Source organism: Niallia sp. FSL R7-0648, from assembly GCF_038007005.1.
Classification (GTDB): Bacteria; Bacillota; Bacilli; order Bacillales; family Cytobacillaceae; genus Niallia; species Niallia circulans.
Genome location: NZ_JBBOWE010000001.1, coordinates 2,708,293 through 2,729,422, shown reverse-complemented (window position 1 = coordinate 2,729,422; position 21,130 = coordinate 2,708,293). Strand labels below are relative to the sequence as shown.

Annotated in this window: 21 protein-coding genes; all 21 read left to right on the top strand. The window is 35.3% G+C overall.

Features of this window, described 5'->3' with window-relative positions:
- Nucleotides 1–13: 13 nt before the first annotated feature.
- Nucleotides 14–460, top strand: coding sequence for a hypothetical protein (locus NSQ89_RS13460; protein ID WP_061798605.1), 447 nt, complete (start codon nucleotides 14–16; stop codon nucleotides 458–460).
- Nucleotides 461–691: 231 nt separating this feature from the next.
- On the top strand, nucleotides 692–976 hold the full coding sequence (gene yqfC / locus NSQ89_RS13455) for a sporulation protein YqfC (protein ID WP_016202973.1): 285 nt from the start codon (nucleotides 692–694) through the stop codon (nucleotides 974–976).
- A 14-nt stretch (nucleotides 977–990) separates the two neighbouring features.
- Nucleotides 991–2,184 carry a sporulation protein YqfD gene (yqfD, locus tag NSQ89_RS13450; protein ID WP_047941297.1) on the top strand — a complete coding sequence of 398 codons (1,194 nt, stop codon included), beginning with the start codon at nucleotides 991–993 and terminating at the stop codon, nucleotides 2,182–2,184.
- Nucleotides 2,181–3,146, top strand: a complete 966-nt coding sequence (locus NSQ89_RS13445) for a PhoH family protein (protein ID WP_047941296.1) — start codon at nucleotides 2,181–2,183, stop codon at nucleotides 3,144–3,146. Before yqfD ends, NSQ89_RS13445 begins: the two co-directional genes overlap by 4 nt.
- A 322-nt stretch (nucleotides 3,147–3,468) precedes the next feature.
- Complete coding sequence (locus tag NSQ89_RS13440; RefSeq protein WP_047941294.1) at nucleotides 3,469–5,640, top strand: HD family phosphohydrolase; 2,172 nt, start codon at nucleotides 3,469–3,471, stop codon at nucleotides 5,638–5,640.
- A 12-nt stretch (nucleotides 5,641–5,652) separates the two neighbouring features.
- Nucleotides 5,653–6,123 (top strand): rRNA maturation RNase YbeY, encoded by a 471-nt coding sequence (gene ybeY, locus NSQ89_RS13435; RefSeq protein ID WP_047941293.1) that lies wholly within the window; start codon nucleotides 5,653–5,655, stop codon nucleotides 6,121–6,123.
- The gene (locus tag NSQ89_RS13430) at nucleotides 6,101–6,496 is read left to right on the top strand and encodes a diacylglycerol kinase family protein (RefSeq protein WP_047941292.1); all 396 of its coding nucleotides are present in this window, start codon (nucleotides 6,101–6,103) and stop codon (nucleotides 6,494–6,496) included. Before ybeY ends, NSQ89_RS13430 begins: the two co-directional genes overlap by 23 nt.
- 415 nt (nucleotides 6,497–6,911) lie before the next feature.
- Entirely contained in the window at nucleotides 6,912–7,313 is a 402-nt protein-coding gene (locus NSQ89_RS13425) for a cytidine deaminase (RefSeq protein WP_047941291.1), read from the top strand.
- Entirely contained in the window at nucleotides 7,303–8,217 is a 915-nt protein-coding gene (gene era / locus NSQ89_RS13420; protein WP_217279781.1) for a GTPase Era, read from the top strand. The genes NSQ89_RS13425 and era overlap by 11 nt, the downstream gene beginning before the upstream one ends.
- A gap of 227 nt (nucleotides 8,218–8,444) precedes the next feature.
- On the top strand, nucleotides 8,445–8,588 hold the full coding sequence (locus NSQ89_RS13415) for a YqzL family protein (protein WP_082138270.1): 144 nt from the start codon (nucleotides 8,445–8,447) through the stop codon (nucleotides 8,586–8,588).
- A gap of 34 nt (nucleotides 8,589–8,622) precedes the next feature.
- On the top strand, nucleotides 8,623–9,378 hold the full coding sequence (gene recO / locus NSQ89_RS13410) for a DNA repair protein RecO (RefSeq protein WP_047941379.1): 756 nt from the start codon (nucleotides 8,623–8,625) through the stop codon (nucleotides 9,376–9,378).
- 378 nt (nucleotides 9,379–9,756) lie between these two features.
- Nucleotides 9,757–10,647, top strand: coding sequence for a glycine--tRNA ligase subunit alpha (gene glyQ / locus NSQ89_RS13405; protein WP_047941289.1), 891 nt, complete (start codon nucleotides 9,757–9,759; stop codon nucleotides 10,645–10,647).
- Nucleotides 10,640–12,706, top strand: a complete 2,067-nt coding sequence (glyS, locus tag NSQ89_RS13400; RefSeq protein WP_341132772.1) for a glycine--tRNA ligase subunit beta — start codon at nucleotides 10,640–10,642, stop codon at nucleotides 12,704–12,706. Before glyQ ends, glyS begins: the two co-directional genes overlap by 8 nt.
- A 207-nt stretch (nucleotides 12,707–12,913) precedes the next feature.
- Nucleotides 12,914–13,564: a helix-turn-helix transcriptional regulator gene (locus NSQ89_RS13395; protein ID WP_047941287.1), complete on the top strand. Its 651-nt coding sequence runs from the start codon at nucleotides 12,914–12,916 to the stop codon at nucleotides 13,562–13,564.
- Nucleotides 13,557–14,387, top strand: a complete 831-nt coding sequence (locus NSQ89_RS13390) for a pyruvate, water dikinase regulatory protein (protein ID WP_047941286.1) — start codon at nucleotides 13,557–13,559, stop codon at nucleotides 14,385–14,387. The genes NSQ89_RS13395 and NSQ89_RS13390 overlap by 8 nt, the downstream gene beginning before the upstream one ends.
- A gap of 376 nt (nucleotides 14,388–14,763) precedes the next feature.
- The gene (locus NSQ89_RS13385; protein ID WP_082138269.1) at nucleotides 14,764–15,225 is read left to right on the top strand and encodes a YaiI/YqxD family protein; all 462 of its coding nucleotides are present in this window, start codon (nucleotides 14,764–14,766) and stop codon (nucleotides 15,223–15,225) included.
- Nucleotides 15,226–15,265: 40 nt separating this feature from the next.
- Nucleotides 15,266–17,080: a DNA primase gene (dnaG, locus tag NSQ89_RS13380; protein ID WP_172866551.1), complete on the top strand. Its 1,815-nt coding sequence runs from the start codon at nucleotides 15,266–15,268 to the stop codon at nucleotides 17,078–17,080.
- Nucleotides 17,081–17,119: 39 nt separating this feature from the next.
- Entirely contained in the window at nucleotides 17,120–18,244 is a 1,125-nt protein-coding gene (rpoD, locus tag NSQ89_RS13375) for an RNA polymerase sigma factor RpoD (protein WP_047941284.1), read from the top strand.
- A gap of 142 nt (nucleotides 18,245–18,386) precedes the next feature.
- Nucleotides 18,387–18,929: a hypothetical protein gene (locus tag NSQ89_RS13370; RefSeq protein ID WP_047941283.1), complete on the top strand. Its 543-nt coding sequence runs from the start codon at nucleotides 18,387–18,389 to the stop codon at nucleotides 18,927–18,929.
- A gap of 22 nt (nucleotides 18,930–18,951) precedes the next feature.
- Nucleotides 18,952–19,662: a tRNA (adenine(22)-N(1))-methyltransferase gene (locus tag NSQ89_RS13365; protein ID WP_047941282.1), complete on the top strand. Its 711-nt coding sequence runs from the start codon at nucleotides 18,952–18,954 to the stop codon at nucleotides 19,660–19,662.
- Nucleotides 19,649–20,764 (top strand): Nif3-like dinuclear metal center hexameric protein, encoded by a 1,116-nt coding sequence (locus tag NSQ89_RS13360; RefSeq protein WP_095258977.1) that lies wholly within the window; start codon nucleotides 19,649–19,651, stop codon nucleotides 20,762–20,764. The genes NSQ89_RS13365 and NSQ89_RS13360 overlap by 14 nt, the downstream gene beginning before the upstream one ends.
- Nucleotides 20,765–21,130 lie beyond the last annotated feature (366 nt).

Here is a 21,130-nt window from a genome sequence, read left to right as displayed (position 1 = left end):
GGAGGGAAAAGATTTGGAAATTGTTCCAATAATAATTGCGGTTGTAGTTTTTCTCTTCTCTTCTGTTTTTGATAATAGTAAAAAAAAGCCGGCGCCCAAACCAAAGAGACCACAGGTGCCAAAACAAGTAAATGCAGAAGTGGAGAGAGAAAGACAAGTTATGACTGTCCCTGTAAAGTCTAAAAAAGTGGTGCAGGTTGAAAAACCACTTTCTGAGCTGGAAAGGCTGCAAAGGGAAAATGCAAGTTTACAAAAGAAGATTAATATGATGGAAAAACAACGAAATCGAGTCGTTCAAGGACCAATTATAAATAAGAATCAACCTCTGGAAGAATCTGAAGGCTTATTTACAAAGGATAATATTGTTCAGGCGGTAGTGTTTTCGGAAGTATTAGCTTCGCCTCGTTCAAGAAATCCACATCGAGCTTCTATGCAACACAGCGTAACAAGCAGAAAATAAAAACATAGAGAGTTATTATCAAGCGTTATTTCTCTTTGGAGAAGTGATTTGCTAGATAATAGCTCTTTTTTTGTATAAAAGGATATTTAAAGAAAATCTCCACGAATGCGTGTCGTAAAAGTTTTTCTTAGCATAATGTAGGACTCCGTGAATATGATGATAGTAAGTGTAAGAAAGCGTACTGTCTATACAGAGAATCTCATAAAAGAGAGGAAAGGGGGTTCTTTTTTTATGGCTAAAAAATGGGGACACAACTTGCGGAACTGGATGATAAAAAACTTAGAACTTCCTCAAGATGTCATGATGGACTTACCTAGAATTACAATGATTGGACAAATACATATTTATGTAGAGAACCACCGAGGGTTAATAACCTTTTCAGATAAAGAATTGCGATTGCTTTTAAAACAAGGGCAGCTGTTGATTAAAGGAAAAGGGTTTGTTATTAAGACAATTTTACCAGAGGAAATATTATTAGAAGGGAAAATAGATCAAGTTTTATACATAAATGAATGATTTGGGAGGAAATTATGAAAAATCATTGGATAGAATATTTAACAGGGATTATTACAGTGAAAGCAACAGGCAAAGGTTTAGAAAGGTTTTTAAATAAGTTATTAAAAAATGGTATGTCTGTTTGGAACGTAAAGAAGCACGGACCGCAAGCTGTAACCTTTCAGATTAGTCTAAAGAATATCCATTCTCTTCGTCATTTAGTTAGAGGAAGCGGTATAAAAATAGAGTTTCAGCGCCGAGCTGGAGCTCCGTTTCTATATAAAAGAATGTGGAAAAATAGCGGTTTTGTACTCGGATTATTCCTTTTTTTAGGACTAGTTCTCACTTTATCTAATATGGTCTGGGGAATAGAAATCAAGGGAGCAAATCCTGCGACTGAATATCAAATTCGTAAGCAGCTGGATAAGATGGACATAAAAATTGGTAAATCGCAGTTTTTTGCGAAGGAATTAGATGAAATTCAGGCAGAATTAACAAATAATATTGATGCGATTACATGGATTGGTGTGGAGTTAAAAGGGACAACTTATCATTTCCAGGTGGTTGAAAAAAACGAGCCGAAGAAAAAGAAAGAAGCGGGCCCGCAAAATTTAATAGCAACGAAGAAAGCGACAATTGTAACAGATTTTGTGGAATCTGGTACAAAACGCTATGCCATCAATGAGGTTGTGAGAAAAGGACAATTGTTAGTTGCAGGCAAAATAGGAAATGAAGATCGTGTGAAGAGTGTATCTGCTAAAGGGAAAGTATGGGGAGAAGTGTGGTATACGACAAAAGTGACTGTTCCTTTGGAAACAACTTTCCAAGTATTTAATGGAGCGGAAAAGCAAAAAATTTATATGAAGCTTGGTAAGTGGAGTATTCCTGTATGGGGATTTGGCAAAATAGAGTATAAGGAATATGAGGAAGAGGAGAATGAGTCAAACGTTAAGTTCTTTAAATGGGAATTGCCAATTAAGATTGTAAATAAAACATATCGGGAAAAAGAGATTGTAATAAGAGGATATAGTGAGAAGGATGCTATCGAGAAGGGGAAGGAGGATGCGAGAAAGGATATTATGAAACGAATTGGTGAAGATGGGAAAATTAAGGAGGAAAAAATTTTACAACAAGATATAAAGAATGGTAAAGTTAAATTAAATATAGCTTTTACAACAATAGAAAACATTGCGAAAGCACAACCTCTAACTCAAGGAGATACAGAATGACAGAAGATTTAAAAACGATGAATGTAAAGTTGAAAGATCCAAACGAAGCAATTGCTTTACTTGGTAATGGAGATAGCAATCTGCAAGTGCTTGAAAAAGAATTAGATTGTAACATCGTAACGAGAGGAGAAACGCTGCTTGTTTCTTCTGAGAATCCTGATTCAATAGAGCTCGTTGGGGATATTGTTGATAAACTTTTACAAGTAATCCGAAAGGGTGTTTCCATCAGTCAACGAGATGTGGTATATGCGATCTCACTGGCAAAGAAAGGAACGCTTGAATATTTTGGGTCACTATACGATGAAGAAATAGCGAAAACGATTAAAGGAAAATCAATTAGAGTAAAAACGATCGGCCAAAGTGAGTATATACGCACTATTAGAAGAAATGATCTAGTTTTTGGGATTGGGCCTGCAGGAACAGGTAAGACTTATTTAGCCGTTGTGATGGCGGTAAATGCTTTAAAGAGCGGGAAAGTAAATAGAATTATTTTAACAAGACCTGCAGTGGAAGCGGGGGAAAGTTTAGGTTTTTTGCCAGGGGATTTGAAAGAAAAAGTAGATCCATATTTACGCCCGTTATATGATGCATTGCATGATGTGCTTGGTATGGAGCATACTGCTCGTTTGATTGAAAGAAATACGATTGAAGTAGCTCCACTTGCCTATATGCGCGGGAGAACACTGGATGATGCTTTTGTAATATTAGACGAAGCACAGAATACAACTCATGCCCAGATGAAAATGTTTTTAACAAGACTTGGTTTTGGATCCAAGATGGTGGTTACAGGGGATAAAACACAAATAGATCTGCCAAAGGGCGTGAAATCAGGATTAGTAGTTGCAGAACAAATTCTGCAAAACGTAAATGGGATCGGCTTTGTTCATTTAGAAGAAAGCGATGTAGTGAGACATCCATTAGTCGGAAAAATTATTCATGCATATGGAAAGCAAGTTATGTAAAAGAAAGAAGGACAATATCTTAAGTTTATTTGAGCTTAAGGATATTGTCCTTCTTTCTATATTGGATTGGATACGTTCCGGATACATGAAATATTCGAAAAAGGATGAAAACGATCGAAAAAACTGTTATCATTTTACATATCATCAGATTTTTTTGTTTTTAATTATTGGTGGTTTTACTGATTTATTGAGGAAAGTGACAAGTGCTTGAAAATCAGCTTTCAGAAGGAGAATTTACATCTAGATAGGTTAAGGATTAAAAAATAGGTTTAAGATGATAGAATAAGCAACTGAACCTATTTTTTTGAAATAGGAGGTAAATATGAACGTTTGGCAGAGAATGCGTAATAATTTAATAAAACTAATGAATATTACCTTTTTTAAAATAATTCTCTTTATTTTACTTGGTGTCATTTTATTCTTTACACTCTATGGAAACGTAAAGCCGGAAAAATTAAATGTACAGTTATTTTCTGTAGCGGATCAGACTATTAGGTCACCCATAACAGTGGAAGATAAAGAGAGTACAGAGAAAAAGAAGGAAGAAGCAAAAAATCAAGTACAGGATGTCTATGTTGTTAATAAAGAAATTGCTCAGAATCGTGTAGATTTAATATCTTCTATATTTGATTCTGTAACAGAAGTAAATAACGAAGTAGAGAAACAAATGGAAGAAAAAAGAAAGAAAGCAGAAGAGGAAGATAAGAATAAACAATCAATAAAAGAGCCATCCGTTGACGAGAAGCTTGAATTACTAAAAGGCAAGCTGACAAATGAAGTAACGAATGAAATTATGGACCGCTCTTTAAAATCGCTTATTCCTTATTCGGAAGATCAGTTAGAAATCGCAAAAGATATTACGGTAACAGCTATACATACAGTAATGAATGGTAAGATTCCTTCAGATGAGGTGGAGAATGCCAAAAAAAGAGTGGAGGATATCTTAAAGGTAAACGATGGTTTAACTTCTGATTTAAAGAGTGCAAGTATCGATTTAGGAAGATTTGCAATCATTCAAAATGAGTTCTACGATCCTACTGCGACAGAAGAAATGCGTCAGCAAGCTGTTGATGGTGTGGAGCCAATAAGAGTACTTCAAGGCCAAGTTCTTGTGGAAGAAGGCCAACTGATAAGTAGAGAGATACATAGACAACTTGAACTTGTTGGATTATTAGATAGCGATAATTCCATTCAGCCATTTATTGGTTTAGGTTTAATCATCTTGACGATGCTAGCGGCACTTTATTTTTATACACTTAAAAGAACATCGAAAGAGAAGGAGAATAATATCCAGTTCTATTTAATGTTCTTTCTTATAATTAGTGTAACGATTGTATTAATGAAAACAATAAGCGCCTTCCAACAGTTTGAATACACAGAGATTGGCTATATATTTCCAGCTGCTATGGCGGTTATGTTAATTAAGATATTAATGGAAGAAAAATCTGCTTTATTAGTAACGATTATTCTTGCGGTTTGTGGAATGATTATGTTTAATGAAGGAGTTGCTGGAACTTTTAATGTAGGAATGGGTATATATATTATTGCAAGTGGTTTAGCCAGTATTTTATTTTTATATAAAAGAAATCAGCGGACCAATATTCTTTATGCAGGATTCTTTATTTCTTTTATAAATATTGTTACGATATTAGCGATTTTATATTTACAAAACGGACATTATGGTGCAAAAGAATATGGTGTATTCCTTTTACTGGCCGTTATTTCCGGAATAAGTTCAGCTGTTTTAACAATCGGTTTCTTGCCTTTCCTTGAAACCGGGTTTGGGGTGCTTTCTACCATTAAGTTAATTGAGCTCTCTAATCCTAACCATCCATTATTACGTAAAATCTTAACTGAGGCACCTGGTACGTATCATCATAGTGTGATGGTTGCTAATTTAGCGGAATCAGCATGTGAAGCGATTGGCGCCAATGGTTTATTGGCAAGAGTTGGTTGTTATTATCATGATATCGGGAAAACAAAAAGGCCGCATTTTTTTATTGAAAATCAAATGAATATGGGAAATCCACACGACCGTATTCCTCCCCAGGCCAGTAAAAATATCATTATTGCCCACGCAACAGATGGAGCTGAGTTATTAAGAAAATATAAATTACCGAAAGAAATCGTCGATATTGCTGAACAGCATCATGGAACCTCCCTCTTAAAATATTTTTATTTTAAGGCAAAGGAAAAAGGGGGAGAGGTAAAAGAAAGTGATTACCGCTACCCAGGCCCAAAAGCCCAAACGCGTGAGGTAGCAATTATAGGAATTGCGGATAGTGTAGAAGCTGCTGTAAGAAGTTTAAATGCACCAACCACCGAGCAAATTGACTCTTTAATTAAGAATATTATTTCTGACCGTTTGCAAGATGGACAATTGGATGAATGTGATTTAACATTAAAGGAATTAGATATTGTTCGAAATACATTAAGTGAAACGTTAAAAGGAATTTTTCATTCACGAATCGAATATCCAGAAATGAAAAAGTAAAGGAAGTCGAATATGAATTTAGAAATTGATTTTATTGATGAAACAGAAAAAGTGAAGGAAAGTGAGATTGCGAAAATCGAGAAACTTTTACAATTTGCGGCCGGTAAACTAAATCTCCAAGGAGAAATTGAGCTTTCCATTACCTTCGTTCATAATGAACAAATTCAACAAATAAATAAAGAATATAGAGAAAAGGATCAACCGACAGATGTTATTTCTTTTGCGCTGGAGGAATTAGGAGAAGGCGAATTGGAATTGGTTGGAGAGGGACTTCCTAGAATGTTAGGAGATATTGTCATTTCTATCGATAAAGCGGAGGAACAGGCTAATGATTATGGTCATTCTTATATGAGAGAACTTGGATTTTTATCTGTTCATGGCTTTTTGCACTTACTAGGATATGACCATATGACAGAAGAAGATGAAAAAGTGATGTTTACTCTTCAAAAGGATATTTTAGATGAGTTCGGATTACAAAGATAAAAGAATTCGAAAGAACAGTCAATTATCCTCCTTCCGTTTAGCGATATTGGGAATACTAACTGCTATTAAACAAGAAAGAAATGTAAAAATTCATTTGGTTATTACCATTCTTGTTATTGTATTGGGCCTTTTAAATGATTTGTCTAAACAGGAATGGATGTTAATTGCTTTTTGTATTGGATTAGTAATTAGCCTAGAACTGATAAATACGGCAATAGAACGTGTGGTGGATCTTGTTACTAGTGAATATCATCCATTGGCAAAAGAGGCAAAGGACATAGCTGCTGGTGCTGTTTTTGTCGCAGCAATTCTTTCGATTGTGATTGGCGGAATCATCTTTATCCCGAAAATCTGGAGCGCTATAATAGGTTAGAGAATAAAAGCTATCTGATAAAAATTAAATCTTCAACAAATAGTTATTTGTTGAAGATTTAATTTTTAAAAGGTAGTTTTTTATTTTTGGGTTTTCTACGTTCATTAATAACTCCCTACTTCTTTCTCTTTATTGTGCTTCCAAATTAGTATATAATTTTAAGACAGTACATTTAACATCATATTAAGTGTTACTGAAGTTTGAAAACGTTCCATTTATTCTTTAAAATAATGTGTAAGGCGAGAATAGGGCTTACTAAAAAGAGATACTCACTAAAATGAAAAATTATTTTAAAATAAATCTTAGCGCTAAAGGGGAAAGTATTTGGCTAAACAAGAACCTTTTCGGCTTGTGATATAGCCAAAAGTGAACTTGAAATAGCATGAAAAGCTGCTTAAAGAAAAGAGGGATTTGTATGAAAAAGGAACTTCTAATGGAAGAAGCAAAACTTGCACGTGATAAAGCGTATGTACCTTATTCAAAATTTAAGGTAGGAGCAGCTCTGCTTTCGGAAAAGGGTATCGTTTATCACGGTTGTAACATTGAAAACGCAGCGTACAGTATGACGAATTGTGCAGAACGAACGGCATTATTTAAAGCTGTGTCAGAAGGTGATACTACTTTCAAGAAGCTTGTTGTTGTGGCAGATACAGAGGGACCAGTTTCTCCATGTGGTGCTTGCAGACAAGTAATTTCTGAACTTTGTCCAAAAGACATGGAAGTAATATTAACGAATTTAAAAGGCGACGTACAAACATTAACTGTGGCAGAGTTATTGCCAGGAGCATTTTCACCGGAGGATTTAAATGAACATTAATAATCAAACAGAACACAAATCAGGATTTATCTCCATTATAGGAAGACCTAATGTTGGAAAATCAACCTTTTTGAACCGTGTAATAGGCCAAAAGATTGCGATTATGAGCGACAAGCCACAGACTACAAGAAATAAAGTTCAAGGTGTACTTACAACAGATGATGCACAGCTTATTTTCATTGATACACCTGGAATTCATAAACCGAAACATAGACTTGGCGATTTTATGATGAAGGTAGCGCAAAATACACTGAAAGAAGTGGATCTAATCCTTTTTATGGTTAACGCTGAAGAAGGCTTTGGTAAAGGGGAAGAATTCATTCTTGAGAAATTTCAGTCTGTAAAAACACCAATATTTTTAGTGATTAATAAAATTGATACGATTCACCCAGATCAATTATTTGCCATTATTGAATCATATAAAGAGAAGTATCCATTTAAAGAAATTGTCCCAATCTCTGCTCTAGAAGGAAATAATGTCGAAACATTATTAACACAAATCAAAAAGTATTTACCAGAAGGACCGCAATTTTATCCAGCTGATCAAGTGACAGACCATCCTGAACGCTTTATTGTTTCTGAGTTAATAAGGGAAAAAGCACTGCACCTAACAAGAGAGGAAATTCCTCACTCCCTTGCAGTAGTAATTGAAAAGATGGAGAGAAAATCAAACGATGTCATTAACGTAATGGCCACTATTATCGTTGAACGAGATTCTCAAAAAGGGATAATTATCGGTAAACAAGGTAGTATGCTGAAAGAAATCGGAAAAAGAGCAAGAACGGATATTGAAAATCTTCTAGGAAATAAAGTCTATTTGGAATTATGGGTGAAAGTACAAAAAGATTGGCGCAATAAAATGACACAATTGCGTGATTTTGGGTTTAGAGAAGACGAATATTAATAATTAGAACGGAACAGCTTTAAAGGCTGCCATAAGAAAAAATGGAATCCTGTTGTTCCCTTTATTGCAGCAATAGGAAAACGGATTAAACTAGAAGGCATTCGGTTATTTGAAAATTATACATGCAATCAATTAGCAATATTTTCGTCTCATGATTTTATAAAGACAGGCTATGATAAGATTAAGGTTGTAAACAGCTAGTTAAAAATCGAAAGGTGGGGTTTTACATGTTAGACTTTACCTGGAAAGTTTTTTCCCAAACAGGTAACATTGATACTTATCTACTCTTTAAAGAATTAGAAAAGCATAATCATGAAATACCAGGAATGCAAGAAGAGGAACTAGCGGAACTTGATTATCCCATTTCATAGTTACTGTCCTTATAGTAGGGGATGGTGAATGGTGATGCTCGAAAAGTGTGAAGGGATTGTAATTAGATCCATCGATTACGGTGAATCCAATAAAATAGTAACGTTGTATACAAGAGAATGGGGAAAGGTTGGGGTAATGGCTAGAGGTGCAAAAAAGCCAAACAGCAGGCTTTCTGCTGTAACCCAGCCTTTTGTCTATGGATATTTTCTCGTCCAGCGAAGTAGTGGATTAGGGCTTTTACAGCAAGGGGATATTATATCGAGTATGCGTTCATTGAAAGAAGATATTTTTCTTACTGCATACGCTAGCTATATAGTAGAGCTTACAGATAAATGTACGGATGAAAAAAAGCCAAATCCTTTTCATTTTGAATTATTATATCAAACGTTAAATTACATGAATGAAGAATACGATCCGGAAATATTAGTAAATATCTATGAACTAAAAATGTTAAACAGCTTAGGATTATATCCAATACTAGATCGCTGTGTTTTTTGCGGGGCGACAGAGGGGCATTTTTCGTTTTCTATCCGAGAAGGTGGATTAATCTGTCATCAATGCTTGGACAAGGACCCGTATCATTATAAAATCTCGCAGGCTACAGTAAAGCTGCTTCGGATTTTTTATTATATGGATATTTCCCGTCTAGGTAGTATCTCTGTCAAAGATTCAACTAAGAAAGAGCTAAGTATGATTATTGATGCTTATTATGAAGAGTATTCTGGGTTGTATTTGAAATCTAAAAAATTTATTCAATCAATGAAAAACTTAGGGGATTCCTTTACATAAAAGTAATTGAATGAAGAGTGAATCTTCTTCGAGAATAAATCAAAGCAAGGTTGACAACTAATATTTTTTTCGTTATTATTCATGTAAATAAGAGTGTTGCATTGAAAAGAAAGTAGTACTTAATTCACCTCATGAAAAGCGAGCTTGGGATAGTGGAAGCCAAGTTCATGAGCGTTAAGGAAGGCGTTCTTGGAGCAACTGCGTTTGAAAGTGGCTGTATCTTACAGCAAATAGGGTGGAACCGCGGGTTAACTCTCGTCCCTATGTCAAGAAATATTTGGCATAGGGACGAGAGTTTTTTGTGTTCCTTACGAGTACATACTCTACATAAATCTATGCTGAATATACGTTTTATAAATTCGGAGGTGTAGGAAAGCAATGAATATTCAAAACATGATTTTAACATTGCAAAAACATTGGTCTGACTATGGTTGTATCCTAATGCAGGCATATGATGTAGAAAAAGGTGCGGGGACGATGAGTCCTTATACTTTTTTAAGAGCGATTGGTCCTGAGCCGTGGAATGTGGCTTATGTAGAGCCATCTAGAAGACCGGCAGATGGAAGATATGGAGAAAATCCAAACCGTTTATATCAGCATCATCAATTTCAAGTAATCATGAAGCCTTCTCCTGACAATATTCAAGAATTATATTTAGATTCTCTAAGAGCACTAGGGATTAATCCGTTAGAGCATGATATTCGCTTTGTAGAGGATAACTGGGAAAATCCTTCTCTAGGCTGCGCAGGTCTTGGATGGGAAGTATGGCTTGATGGAATGGAAATTACTCAATTTACGTATTTTCAACAAGTTGGCGGTATTGAATGTAAGCCAGTATCGGTTGAAATAACATATGGAATTGAGCGATTGGCTTCCTATATTCAAGATAAAGAAAATGTTTTTGATTTAGAGTGGACAGATGGGTTCACAATCAAAGATATTTTTTATCAACCAGAATTTGAACATAGTAAATATACATTTGAAACGTCTGATACCGATATGCTGTTTAACCTATTCTCTATCTATGAAAAAGAGGCGCATAGACAAATGGACGAAGGGCTAGTACACCCTGCCTATGACTATGTATTAAAATGCTCTCACGTTTTCAACCTATTGGATGCTAAAGGGGCTATTTCTGTTACAGAAAGAACTGGATATATTGGAAGATGCAGAAATTTAGCACGTAAAGTGGCAAAAACTTTCTACGAAGAAAGAGAAAAATTAGGATTCCCAATTTTAAAAAGTAAGGAGGGAAAAAGTCATGAATAAAAGAGACTTATTATTGGAAATTGGTTTAGAAGAAATGCCAGCTCGTTTTATCTCTGCTAGTATCCAATCATTAAAAGAGAAAATGGAGGCTTGGCTTGCGGAGAAACAATTGGGTTATGCTTCTGTTCAGGCTTTTTCTTCCCCGCGCAGATTGGCCCTTCTTGTTACTGATTTAGATGAATCGCAGCAAGATATGGAAGAAGAAGCAAAAGGCCCTGCTAAACGTATTGCATTAAACGAAGCTGGTGAATGGTCTAAAGCAGCTGCGGGATTCACAAGAGGGCAAGGCTTAGCGGTAGAAGACATCTATTTTAAAGAGATAAATGGTGTGGAATACGCTCATGTAAAAAAATTTATTAAAGGGAAACAGACAAGTGAATTATTATCAGAATTAAAAGAGTTAATTCTAAGCTTAACATTCCCGAAAAATATGCGTTGGGCCAATAATGAATTACGATATATTCGTCCAATTAAATGGCTTATTGCCTTATTTGGAGAAGAAATTATTCCATTCTCTATTACTAATGTAGAAACGTCTAATCAGTCACGTGGTCATCGTTTTTTAGGTGGAGAAATCGTCTTTCAAAACCCTTCTGATTATGAGAAGAAAATGTTGGCTCAATATGTGATGGTTAATGCAGCAGAACGAAAAGAAGCTATCGTTTCGCAAATAAAAAAATTAGAAGAAGAAAACAATTGGATTATTCCAATTGATGAAGATTTATTAGAGGAAGTTACTAATTTAGTTGAATACCCAACTGCTTTGTATGGTACTTTTGATGAGTCATATTTAGAGTTACCAACCGAAGTATTAATTACAAGCATGAAAGAACATCAACGCTATTTCCCAGTTAAGTCTAAGGAAGGAAAGTTGTTGCCTTATTTTGTAACTGTTCGGAACGGGGACCATCAACATCTTGACAAAGTTGCAAGGGGAAATGAGAAAGTATTAAGAGCTAGACTTGCTGATGCAGCGTTCTTCTACAAAGAAGATCAAAAGTTAGCGATAGACGATCTTCTAAAAAAACTAGAAGCAATCGTATATCATGAAGAAATTGGTACTTTAGCAGAAAAAGTAGCTCGTGTTCGCTTACTTGCTTCTAAGTTAGCCGACGAATTACAGTTAACTTCTGAAGAAAAACAAGATGCCGACAGAGCTGCGCAAATTGCTAAGTTTGACCTTGTAACAAATATGGTTTATGAATTCCCCGAGCTGCAAGGATTAATGGGAGAACGATATGCTATTCAAAAGGGAGAAAAGGCATCAGTAGCGAACGCTATTAATGAGCATTATATGCCGCGTCATGCAGATGACGAAACAGCACCAAGTAATGTGGGGGCAGTACTTGCGCTAGCAGAGAAACTGGATACAATTGTTTCGTTCTTTAGTATTGGATTAGTACCAACTGGTTCACAAGATCCTTACGCATTAAGAAGACAGGCAACTGGAATTGTTCAGACCCTAATAGATAAAAACTGGAATATTCCAATTGAGCAATTGGTTGAACTGGCGATACAGGCAATAGAGAATGTGTCAAAAGTTTCCGGGCAAGAATTAGTTGATACAGTGCTGTCATTCTTCAAATTACGTGTGAAATATATTTTACAAGAACAGGGCATCCGCTATGATATGATTGATGCAGTGTTGGCAGAAAAAATTGGTGGGGCTGCAAGTGTTTTAAGAAAGGCAAAAGTTCTTGAACTTCACAAAGATGATGCTAATTTCAAGGAAGGGATAGAAGCATTAAGTCGAATTATCAATATTTCTAATAAGGCAGTAACCGTTTCAGCGGTTGATTCTAGCTTGTTTGAAAATGAATATGAAAGTGATCTATATAATCGTTTTACAGCGGTTAAAGAAAAAATTAATACCAAAGTGGAAGAAAAAGAGTATTTTGAGTTATTGTTCTCTTTACAAGAAGCAATCTCTGCATATTTTGACCACACCATGGTAATGGCTGATAATGAGAAGATTAAAGAAAATCGCCTAAATCTAATGGCGGAAATTGCTGCATATATTAAAGGTTTCGCAAGTGTAAATGAAATAATTGTGAAGTAGTAACTAGATAGTTTAACAAAAAGCTAGGCAGGGGATTCCCCTACCTAGTTTCCTTTTGTTATGATTAGGCATAATGAATATGTACTTGAATGTTAAATATGGTTGTAGCAAAAGAGTTATCTTTAGATTCTTTTTCTTTTGATTCTGGCTATTTCGTATATAATAGTTAGTAGATATCGTTACCTAAATGAAGGTGGTGAATAGGAAATCGAACTGAATAAACGTCAAGAAAAAATTATTGAAATTGTAAAAGAAAATGGGCCGATAACGGGCGAGCATATTGCGGATAAATTAAACTTAACAAGAGCTACACTTCGACCAGATTTAGCGATATTAACAATGGCTGGATTTTTAGATGCAAGACCACGTGTAGGCTACTTCTATACAGGCAAGAACTCAGAGCGGCTAGTAATTGATAATATCCGTAATATCCTTGTGAAAGATTATTATTCACATCCAGTAGTTGTTCACGAGAATTCCTCTGTCTATGATGCCATTGTCATTATGTTCACAGAAGATGTTGGAACTATTTTTGTTATTGATGAAGCTTCCACATTAACTGGAGTTGTTTCCCGCAAAGATCTATTACGAGCAAGCATTGGTAAACAAGAGTTAAACTCTTTGCCTGTCGCGATTATTATGACAAGAATGCCGAATGTCACATATTGCTTTAAAGAAGAGATTTTAGTAGATGTTGGCTGCAAGTTAATGGATCACGAAATAGATGCACTTCCAGTTGTAGAAAAAAATGAAAATGGTCTTCTTGTAATCGGAAGAGTTTCGAAAACAAATATTACTAGAGCGTTTGTAGACTTGTCTAACAATCGTAAAGGAATTGTGGAGGAACATAATGACTGAAAGACAAATTATCTATGTTGTATCTGATTCAGTTGGTGAAACAGCTGAACTAGTAACAAAAGCAGCAATTAGCCAATTTTCTGGACATAACGTAAATGTATTAATTAAAAGATTCCCGTTTGTGGAAGATAAATCGAATATACATGAAGTAGTTATGCAAGCTAAAATGGAACATGGGATGATTGCTTATACGCTTGTTAAACCAGAAGTTCGCAATTATATGAGTGAATTGGCTCGCCAAGAAGGCGTATACGCCTGTGATATAATTGGTCCGATTATCGATCAATTCCAAGTTTTATGGGGAAAGACGCCTTTATATGAACCAGGGCTTGTCCGCAAACTTGATGAAGATTATTTTAAAAAAGTAGAAGCAATAGAATTTGCTGTGAAATATGATGATGGCAGGGATCCAAGAGGGTTAGAAAAGGCAGATATTATCTTAATTGGTGTATCACGAACATCCAAAACACCTTTATCGCAATTTTTGGCACATAAAAGAGTGAAAGTGGCAAATGTTCCAATCGTGCCAGAGGTTGATCCGCCAAAAGAACTTTTTCAAGTTCCAGCAAGTAAATGCTTTGGCTTAAAAATAAGCCCGACGAAATTAAACAATATTAGAAAAGAGCGCCTCATTTCTCTGGGTTTAAGTGATCAAGCAAGCTATGCGCAAATTGAAAGAATAAAAGAAGAATTAACCTATTTTGATGATATCGTAAATCGCATCGGCTGCCCGGTTATCGATGTTACGAATAAAGCAGTGGAAGAAACAGCAAATATTATACACAATTTATATTATCGTTCCAAGTATAATGCAGATAATTAGTTTTTTCTTATAAAAATAAGTGGTAAAGACTTGGTTCTCCAAAGTAGAATCAAGTTTTTCATTATGGCTGTTTTGTACTTATTATCCAACAGAAAAGTTCCTTATATTTTATTTTTTGTTCTAGTATGATCTAAAAGGAATAATTATAGATAAAAAAAGATGGAATTTCAAGCTGATTTATACTATAATAAAAAATTGTGATAAAAAAGTATCATGTTTTAGGTTTAGACTTGGCTTATTACGAATAAACTATTTATTGTGAGAAGTCAAGGGAAGGGATAAAAAAATTTTCGACATTACTTCTTTCGTGAAAAAATAATTTAGGAAGAAGGAATATGTGGAGTGATGTAGAATTAATAGTACATTAGGAAAACACATGATTTATGTTGATGCTGATTCCTGTCCTGTAAAAGAAGATATTGTCGAAATAGCTTCTTATTATCATTATGAATTACAGTTCGTTGCTTCCTACGCCCATATGAAGCGGGAGAATGACGGACAAAAATGGAAATATGTGGATAGTGATAAAGAAGCTGTTGATTTATTTATTATGAATGCTACCAAGAAACAGGATATTGTCGTGACTCAAGATATTGGCTTGGCCTCCACTTTATTGCTAAAGCAAGTTACTGTTCTTTCACCTAGAGGAGTAATCTATGAGGAAGAAACGATAAATACTGCATTAGATATGCGTTATTTATCTGCTAAAGCAAGGCGAAAAGGGGTATATGGAAAAGGGCCTAAACCATTTACAGAGGAGGATCGACAAAAATTTAGAAGAAATTTTATAAGGATTTTGTCGAAAAATGAAGGAGATTCGACTGGACACGTCGAATAATTCATTAAAGTAGGCAATAAGTAGGGAGATGTGTTAGAAAATGGTGGCGCGCATTCCTGAAGAAAAACTTAATGAAATTAAACAGGCAACTGATATTGTAGAGATCATTGGAGAACATGTATCCCTTACAAGACAAGGGCGCAATTTCATCGGTCTTTGTCCTTTTCACGGCGAAAAAACACCTTCTTTTACTGTATCGCCAGATAAGCAGATATTCCATTGCTTTGGCTGTCATGCAGGTGGAAATGTATTTACCTTTCTAATGGATTTAGAAGGCACTTCTTTTGTAGAAGTAGCTACAAGTCTTGCAGACAGAGCAAGCATTGATTTAGGAATTGAAATCAATGAATTGGAAAAAAAACCAGCTATCCCCAATGATTTACAGCAAATGATTGATGCACATGAATTATTATCTAAATTCTACCATCATTTGCTCGTAAATACAAAGGATGGTCAGCACGCATTGGAATATTTAACTAATAGGGGCTTTACATTACCTATTATTGAAAAGTTCCAAATAGGCTATACATTAAACTCTTGGGATTTAGCTGTGAAGTTTTTAGGGAAACGTAAATTCGATGTTTCACTACTAGAAAAAGCTGGTTTGATTGTAAAAAGTGAGAGGGATGAAAAATATTTTGATCGTTTCCGCGATCGGATCATCTTCCCAATCAGTGATCGAAATGGTAACACAATTGCGTTTTCGGGACGTGCATTAGGGGATAATAATCCCAAATATCTTAACAGTCCCGAAACACCAATTTTTAATAAAAGCAATACACTTTACAATTTTCATAAAGCAAGGCCGATTATAAGGAAGCTACAACAAGCTGTTTTATTTGAAGGGTTTGCAGATGTTATAGCTGCTAATAGAGCGGGAGTGGAAAATAGTGTTGCGACAATGGGTACGTCCTTAACGGAAGAGCATATCGCAATTCTAAAAAGAAACGCGCGAAATATAACGATTTGTTATGATTCTGATTCAGCAGGGATAGAAGCGGCCTTTCGTGCAGGACAGCTTCTTACTAAGGCTAATTGTGTTGTTAAAGTAGTAATGTTACCAGATGGAATGGACCCTGATGATTATGTGAACAAATTTGGGGAAGATAAACTACAGCAGGAAATTCTTCATGGAAGTATTCCTTTTATGGGATTTAAAATGCTGTACTATCGAAGAGGGAAAAATCTTCAAAATGAAGGAGATAAACTCGCCTATATAGAAGAAGTAATAGGAGAAATTGCTAAACTGGATAAGGCGGTTGAAAAAGACCTCTATTTAAGACAATTGGCGGATGAATTTTCGCTATCTTTAGAGGCATTAAAGCAGCAGGAAATGCAGATGGAACAATCAAGTCCAAATGAATATGTTGATGAAAAAACGGTTGTTCCTGTAAAACAATATACAGTAAAAAAAAGAGCAGCCGGATTATTACCCGCATATCATACTGCAGAAAAAAGACTGCTTGCACATATGTTTAAAAGTGAGGATATTGCCTACAAAGTGCAAAGCTCATTACAGGGAAGAGCATTTAATATTGATGAACATCAAGCAATTTTTACTTATCTCCTTGCTTTTTATGAAAAGGGTCTAGGCACTGATACAAGTTCATTTATGAATTTTATTGATGATCCAGATTTGCAGCGGATTGTAGCCGAGATCGAAATGATGGAAGTGAATGAAGAGGTAAGTGAATTAGAAATTAGTGATTATATGAAACAAGTTACTAATTATGAAAAACTGCTTGAAATAAAGGAAAAAAAACAAATGCTTAAAGAAGCAGAACGTCAAAATGACTATATAAAAGCTGCACAAATTGGCATGGAAGTTCTATTATTAGAAAAAACGTTAAAATAGGTATATTATTGTCTTGATTTTTTGGAAGGAGGGGGACATATGGCTGAAAAGTCTGCCCGTTCAAAAGAGATTGAAACGGAACTAACCCTTGATCAGGTAAAGGAACAATTAACAGAAGTAGGTAAGAAAACAGGTGTGCTCGCATATGATGATATTGCGGAGAAATTATCTAGTTTTGAATTAGATTCACACCAGATGGATGAGTTTTACGAATTTTTAGGTGATCAGGGAGTCGAATTAATTGGTGATGGAGAAGAAGAAGCTCCAAATGTCCAAGAACTCGCTAAAGGGGAGGAAGAATTCGATTTAAATGACTTAAGTGTTCCCCCAGGTGTAAAAATAAATGATCCAGTTCGTATGTATTTGAAAGAAATCGGAAGAGTTGATTTGCTTTCAGCAGAAGAAGAAATAAACCTAGCAAAACGTATTTTACAAGGTGACGAAGAAGCAAAACGTCGTTTAGCAGAAGCTAATTTACGTTTAGTTGTAAGTATTGCCAAACGCTATGTTGGCCGTGGAATGCAATTCCTTGATTTAATCCAAGAAGGTAACATGGGCTTAATTAAAGCTGTTGAAAAATTTGATTATGAAAAAGGATTTAAATTTAGTACGTATGCAACATGGTGGATTCGTCAAGCAATTACGCGTGCAATTGCCGACCAGGCAAGAACAATCCGTATTCCTGTTCATATGGTGGAAACCATTAATAAATTGATACGTGTTCAACGTCAATTACTACAGGATCTTGGCCGCGAACCATCTCCAGAAGAAATTGGAGAAGATATGGATTTATCACCAGATAAGGTAAGAGAGATATTAAAAATTGCTCAAGAACCAGTTTCCTTAGAAACACCGATTGGTGAAGAAGACGATTCCCATTTAGGCGATTTTATTGAGGACCAAGATGCTACATCTCCTTCAGAGCATGCTGCATATGAATTGCTTAAAGAGCAATTAGAAGATGTATTAGATACACTAACAGATAGAGAAGAAAATGTGTTAAGATTGCGTTTTGGACTAGACGATGGTCGTACACGTACACTAGAAGAAGTTGGTAAAGTATTTGGTGTTACACGTGAGCGTATTCGTCAAATTGAAGCAAAAGCATTAAGAAAGTTAAGACACCCAAGCAGAAGCAAACGATTAAAAGATTTCTTAGAATAAGTTGCCAAAGGTTTAAGTGGTCTTCAAGTACGATCCTATAAAGAAATAGTTTACTTCCTGTAAGAAGTGGCTATTTCTTTTTTTTAAGGTTTTATTTTTTCTTGGTTTACTTAATTTAAACTACAGGAAGTGATACTTAAAAATGCAAGATCAGCGAAAAACGATTATTGTTAAGGAAATCGCTTATTGGAAAGAAAATAAAATGCTTCCAGAACATTATTGTGATTATTTACTTACCCTATATACTGAAGGTAATGGGGTAGAGGAAAATACAATTAGTAAAAAAAGAAGGGGTTTCTTACTTTCTTCTTTACTATTTTTTTCTTTCATCCCAATAACTATATTTTTATTATATTTTACTGAATTGTCTTTTATTTTGCAAATGGCTATTTCACTAATTTTTCTGATTTTTTGTTTTGTCGGTATTTTTTTGTATAATAAAAAACAGTTAAATGTAGATATCCCAGCCACTGTTGCTGCTATTATTTTTCTTTTATTTAGTGTAGCATTTGTTTTATACTTTTTTGTAAATGAAATAATATTTTTATATATCATTTTATTTCTTAATTGTTTATTTTGGTATATGTGCGGTAAAAGGTATAAACTGCTATATTTTACGATTTCTGCTTATATTGGAGCCTCTTTATTAGTCATACTTGTTGTATCCAAGTATATGTTTAACTAGAACTTGAAATGTGGGGGATATAATGAATACAGATAGATTATCAAAACGATTAGAAACCGTTGCTAAATACATACCTAGAAATTCAAAATTTGCGGATATTGGTTCAGACCATGCTTATTTGCCATGTTATATGGTAAAAAGAAAAGAGGTTCAGTCTGCCATTGCAGGTGAGGTGGTGGAAGGACCATATCAATCAGCGATTAAACAAGTAAAACAAGAAGGTTTAACTTCGAAAATATCTGTACGCAAAGGAAATGGTTTAGAAGTAATTGGAGAAAATGAAGTAGATTGTATTACCATTGCAGGAATGGGAGGGGCATTAATTACATCCATTTTGGAAAATGGAAAAGATAAATTACAATCTGTGCAGAGATTAGTCCTCCAGCCCAATATTAGTGCATTTTCAATTCGCGAGTGGCTATTAAAAAATAACTGGACTTTAGTGGCAGAAGAAATTTTAGAAGAGGATGGGAAAATATACGAGGTTCTAGTAGCGGAAAAAGGGGAATCTCCATCTTTATCCGAAGAAAGAGCCTTATTATTTGGACCATTTTTAATGAAAGAAAAAGATGCAGCATTCGTTAAAAAATGGAAGCTTGAAAAAAAGAACTGGCAAAGAATTCTTGATCAGTTAGAATCTGCACCTGACTCAGTGGAAAATATGCAGAAACGGACCGAACTACAGAATAAGATAAAATTAGTGGATGAGGTGATAAACAATGAAGAATATTAATGGTTATGAAATAATATCTTTATTTGAACAATTTTCCCCTAAAGTTTATGCAATGGAAGGAGATAAAATCGGGCTGCAGGTGGGAGACTTAAGTAGGCCAGTAAAACGTGTTATGATTGCTCTAGACGTTCTCGATGAGGTAGTCGAAGAAGCAATATCTAAAAAGGTGGATTTAATCATTGCTCACCATCCTCCTATTTTTCGCTCTCTTTCTAAAATAACAATGGACAATCCTGCAGGAAAATTAATGCATAAATTAATTAAGAATGATATTGCTGTATATGCTGCTCATACGAATCTTGATGTTGCAAAAGGCGGGGTAAATGACCTTTTAAGTGACGCTCTAGGCATTCAGGATGCGGAAGTTTTAGTTCCTACTTATGAAGAAAAATTAAAGAAATTAGTAGTATATGTCCCGAAAGAACATGTAGAACAAGTGAAAAAGGCGATTGGCGATGCAGGCGCAGGATCAATAGGGAATTATAGTCACTGCGTTTTTTCGACGGAAGGAATTGGAGAATTTCAGCCATTGGAAGGAGCTGTTCCCTATATAGGAAGTGTTAATAAGCTGGAGCAAGTAGAAGAAGTCAAGATAGAATCGGTTTATCTTGCTTCGAAAGAAAAGAAAATAGTAAGAGCAATGGTAAAGGCACATCCATATGAGGAAGTGGCTTATGATATTTATGATTTACAGATAAAAGGAGAGCAGTTAGGATTAGGGCGTATTGGAAGAGTAGAAGAGACAACACTGGGAGAATTTGCTGACCATGTCAAAAAAGTCCTTGATGTAAATGGAGTACGTGTAGTGGGGAATTTAGATTCTCGAGTTAAAAAAGTAGCAGTATTAGGTGGAGACGGCAATAAGTATTATTCACATGCTTTAATGAAAGGGGCAGATGTCTATATTACAGGGGATATGTATTATCATGTTGCCCATGATGCCCAAGCAGCGGGACTAAATATTATTGATCCAGGACACAATGTTGAAAAAGTGATGAAGAATGGTGTAACAAAAGTTTTAAAGAGGATGTGTGATGAGAAAGGATATGATGTGGAAATTTTCCCTTCCTTAACTCACACCGATCCTTTTACATTTGTATAATCTAGATTCAAGGTAAAAAGCGGACAAACTTTTGGAGGGAGACCAAGGGAATGTCTGTTTTTTTCTTGTAAAGAAAGTATACAAGGGGCGTTTTTCAAGGGGGAACGCTGAAAAGGAGTTGAACGCCGAAGTTAGAGAGAGAAAAGAGTAAAGCGGTGTTCGTGAAAGGGGTGAACACCGAAACCGAAGAGGGAAGAGAGCAAAATGGCGTTCATGAAAGGAATGAACGCCGAAATCGGAGAGGGAAGGAGAGCAAAGTGGTGTTCATGAAAGGGGTGAACGCCGAAATTGGAGAGAGAAAAGAGTAAAGCGGTGTTCATGAAAGGGGTGAACGCCGAAGTTAGAGAGAGAAAAGAGCAAAGTGGT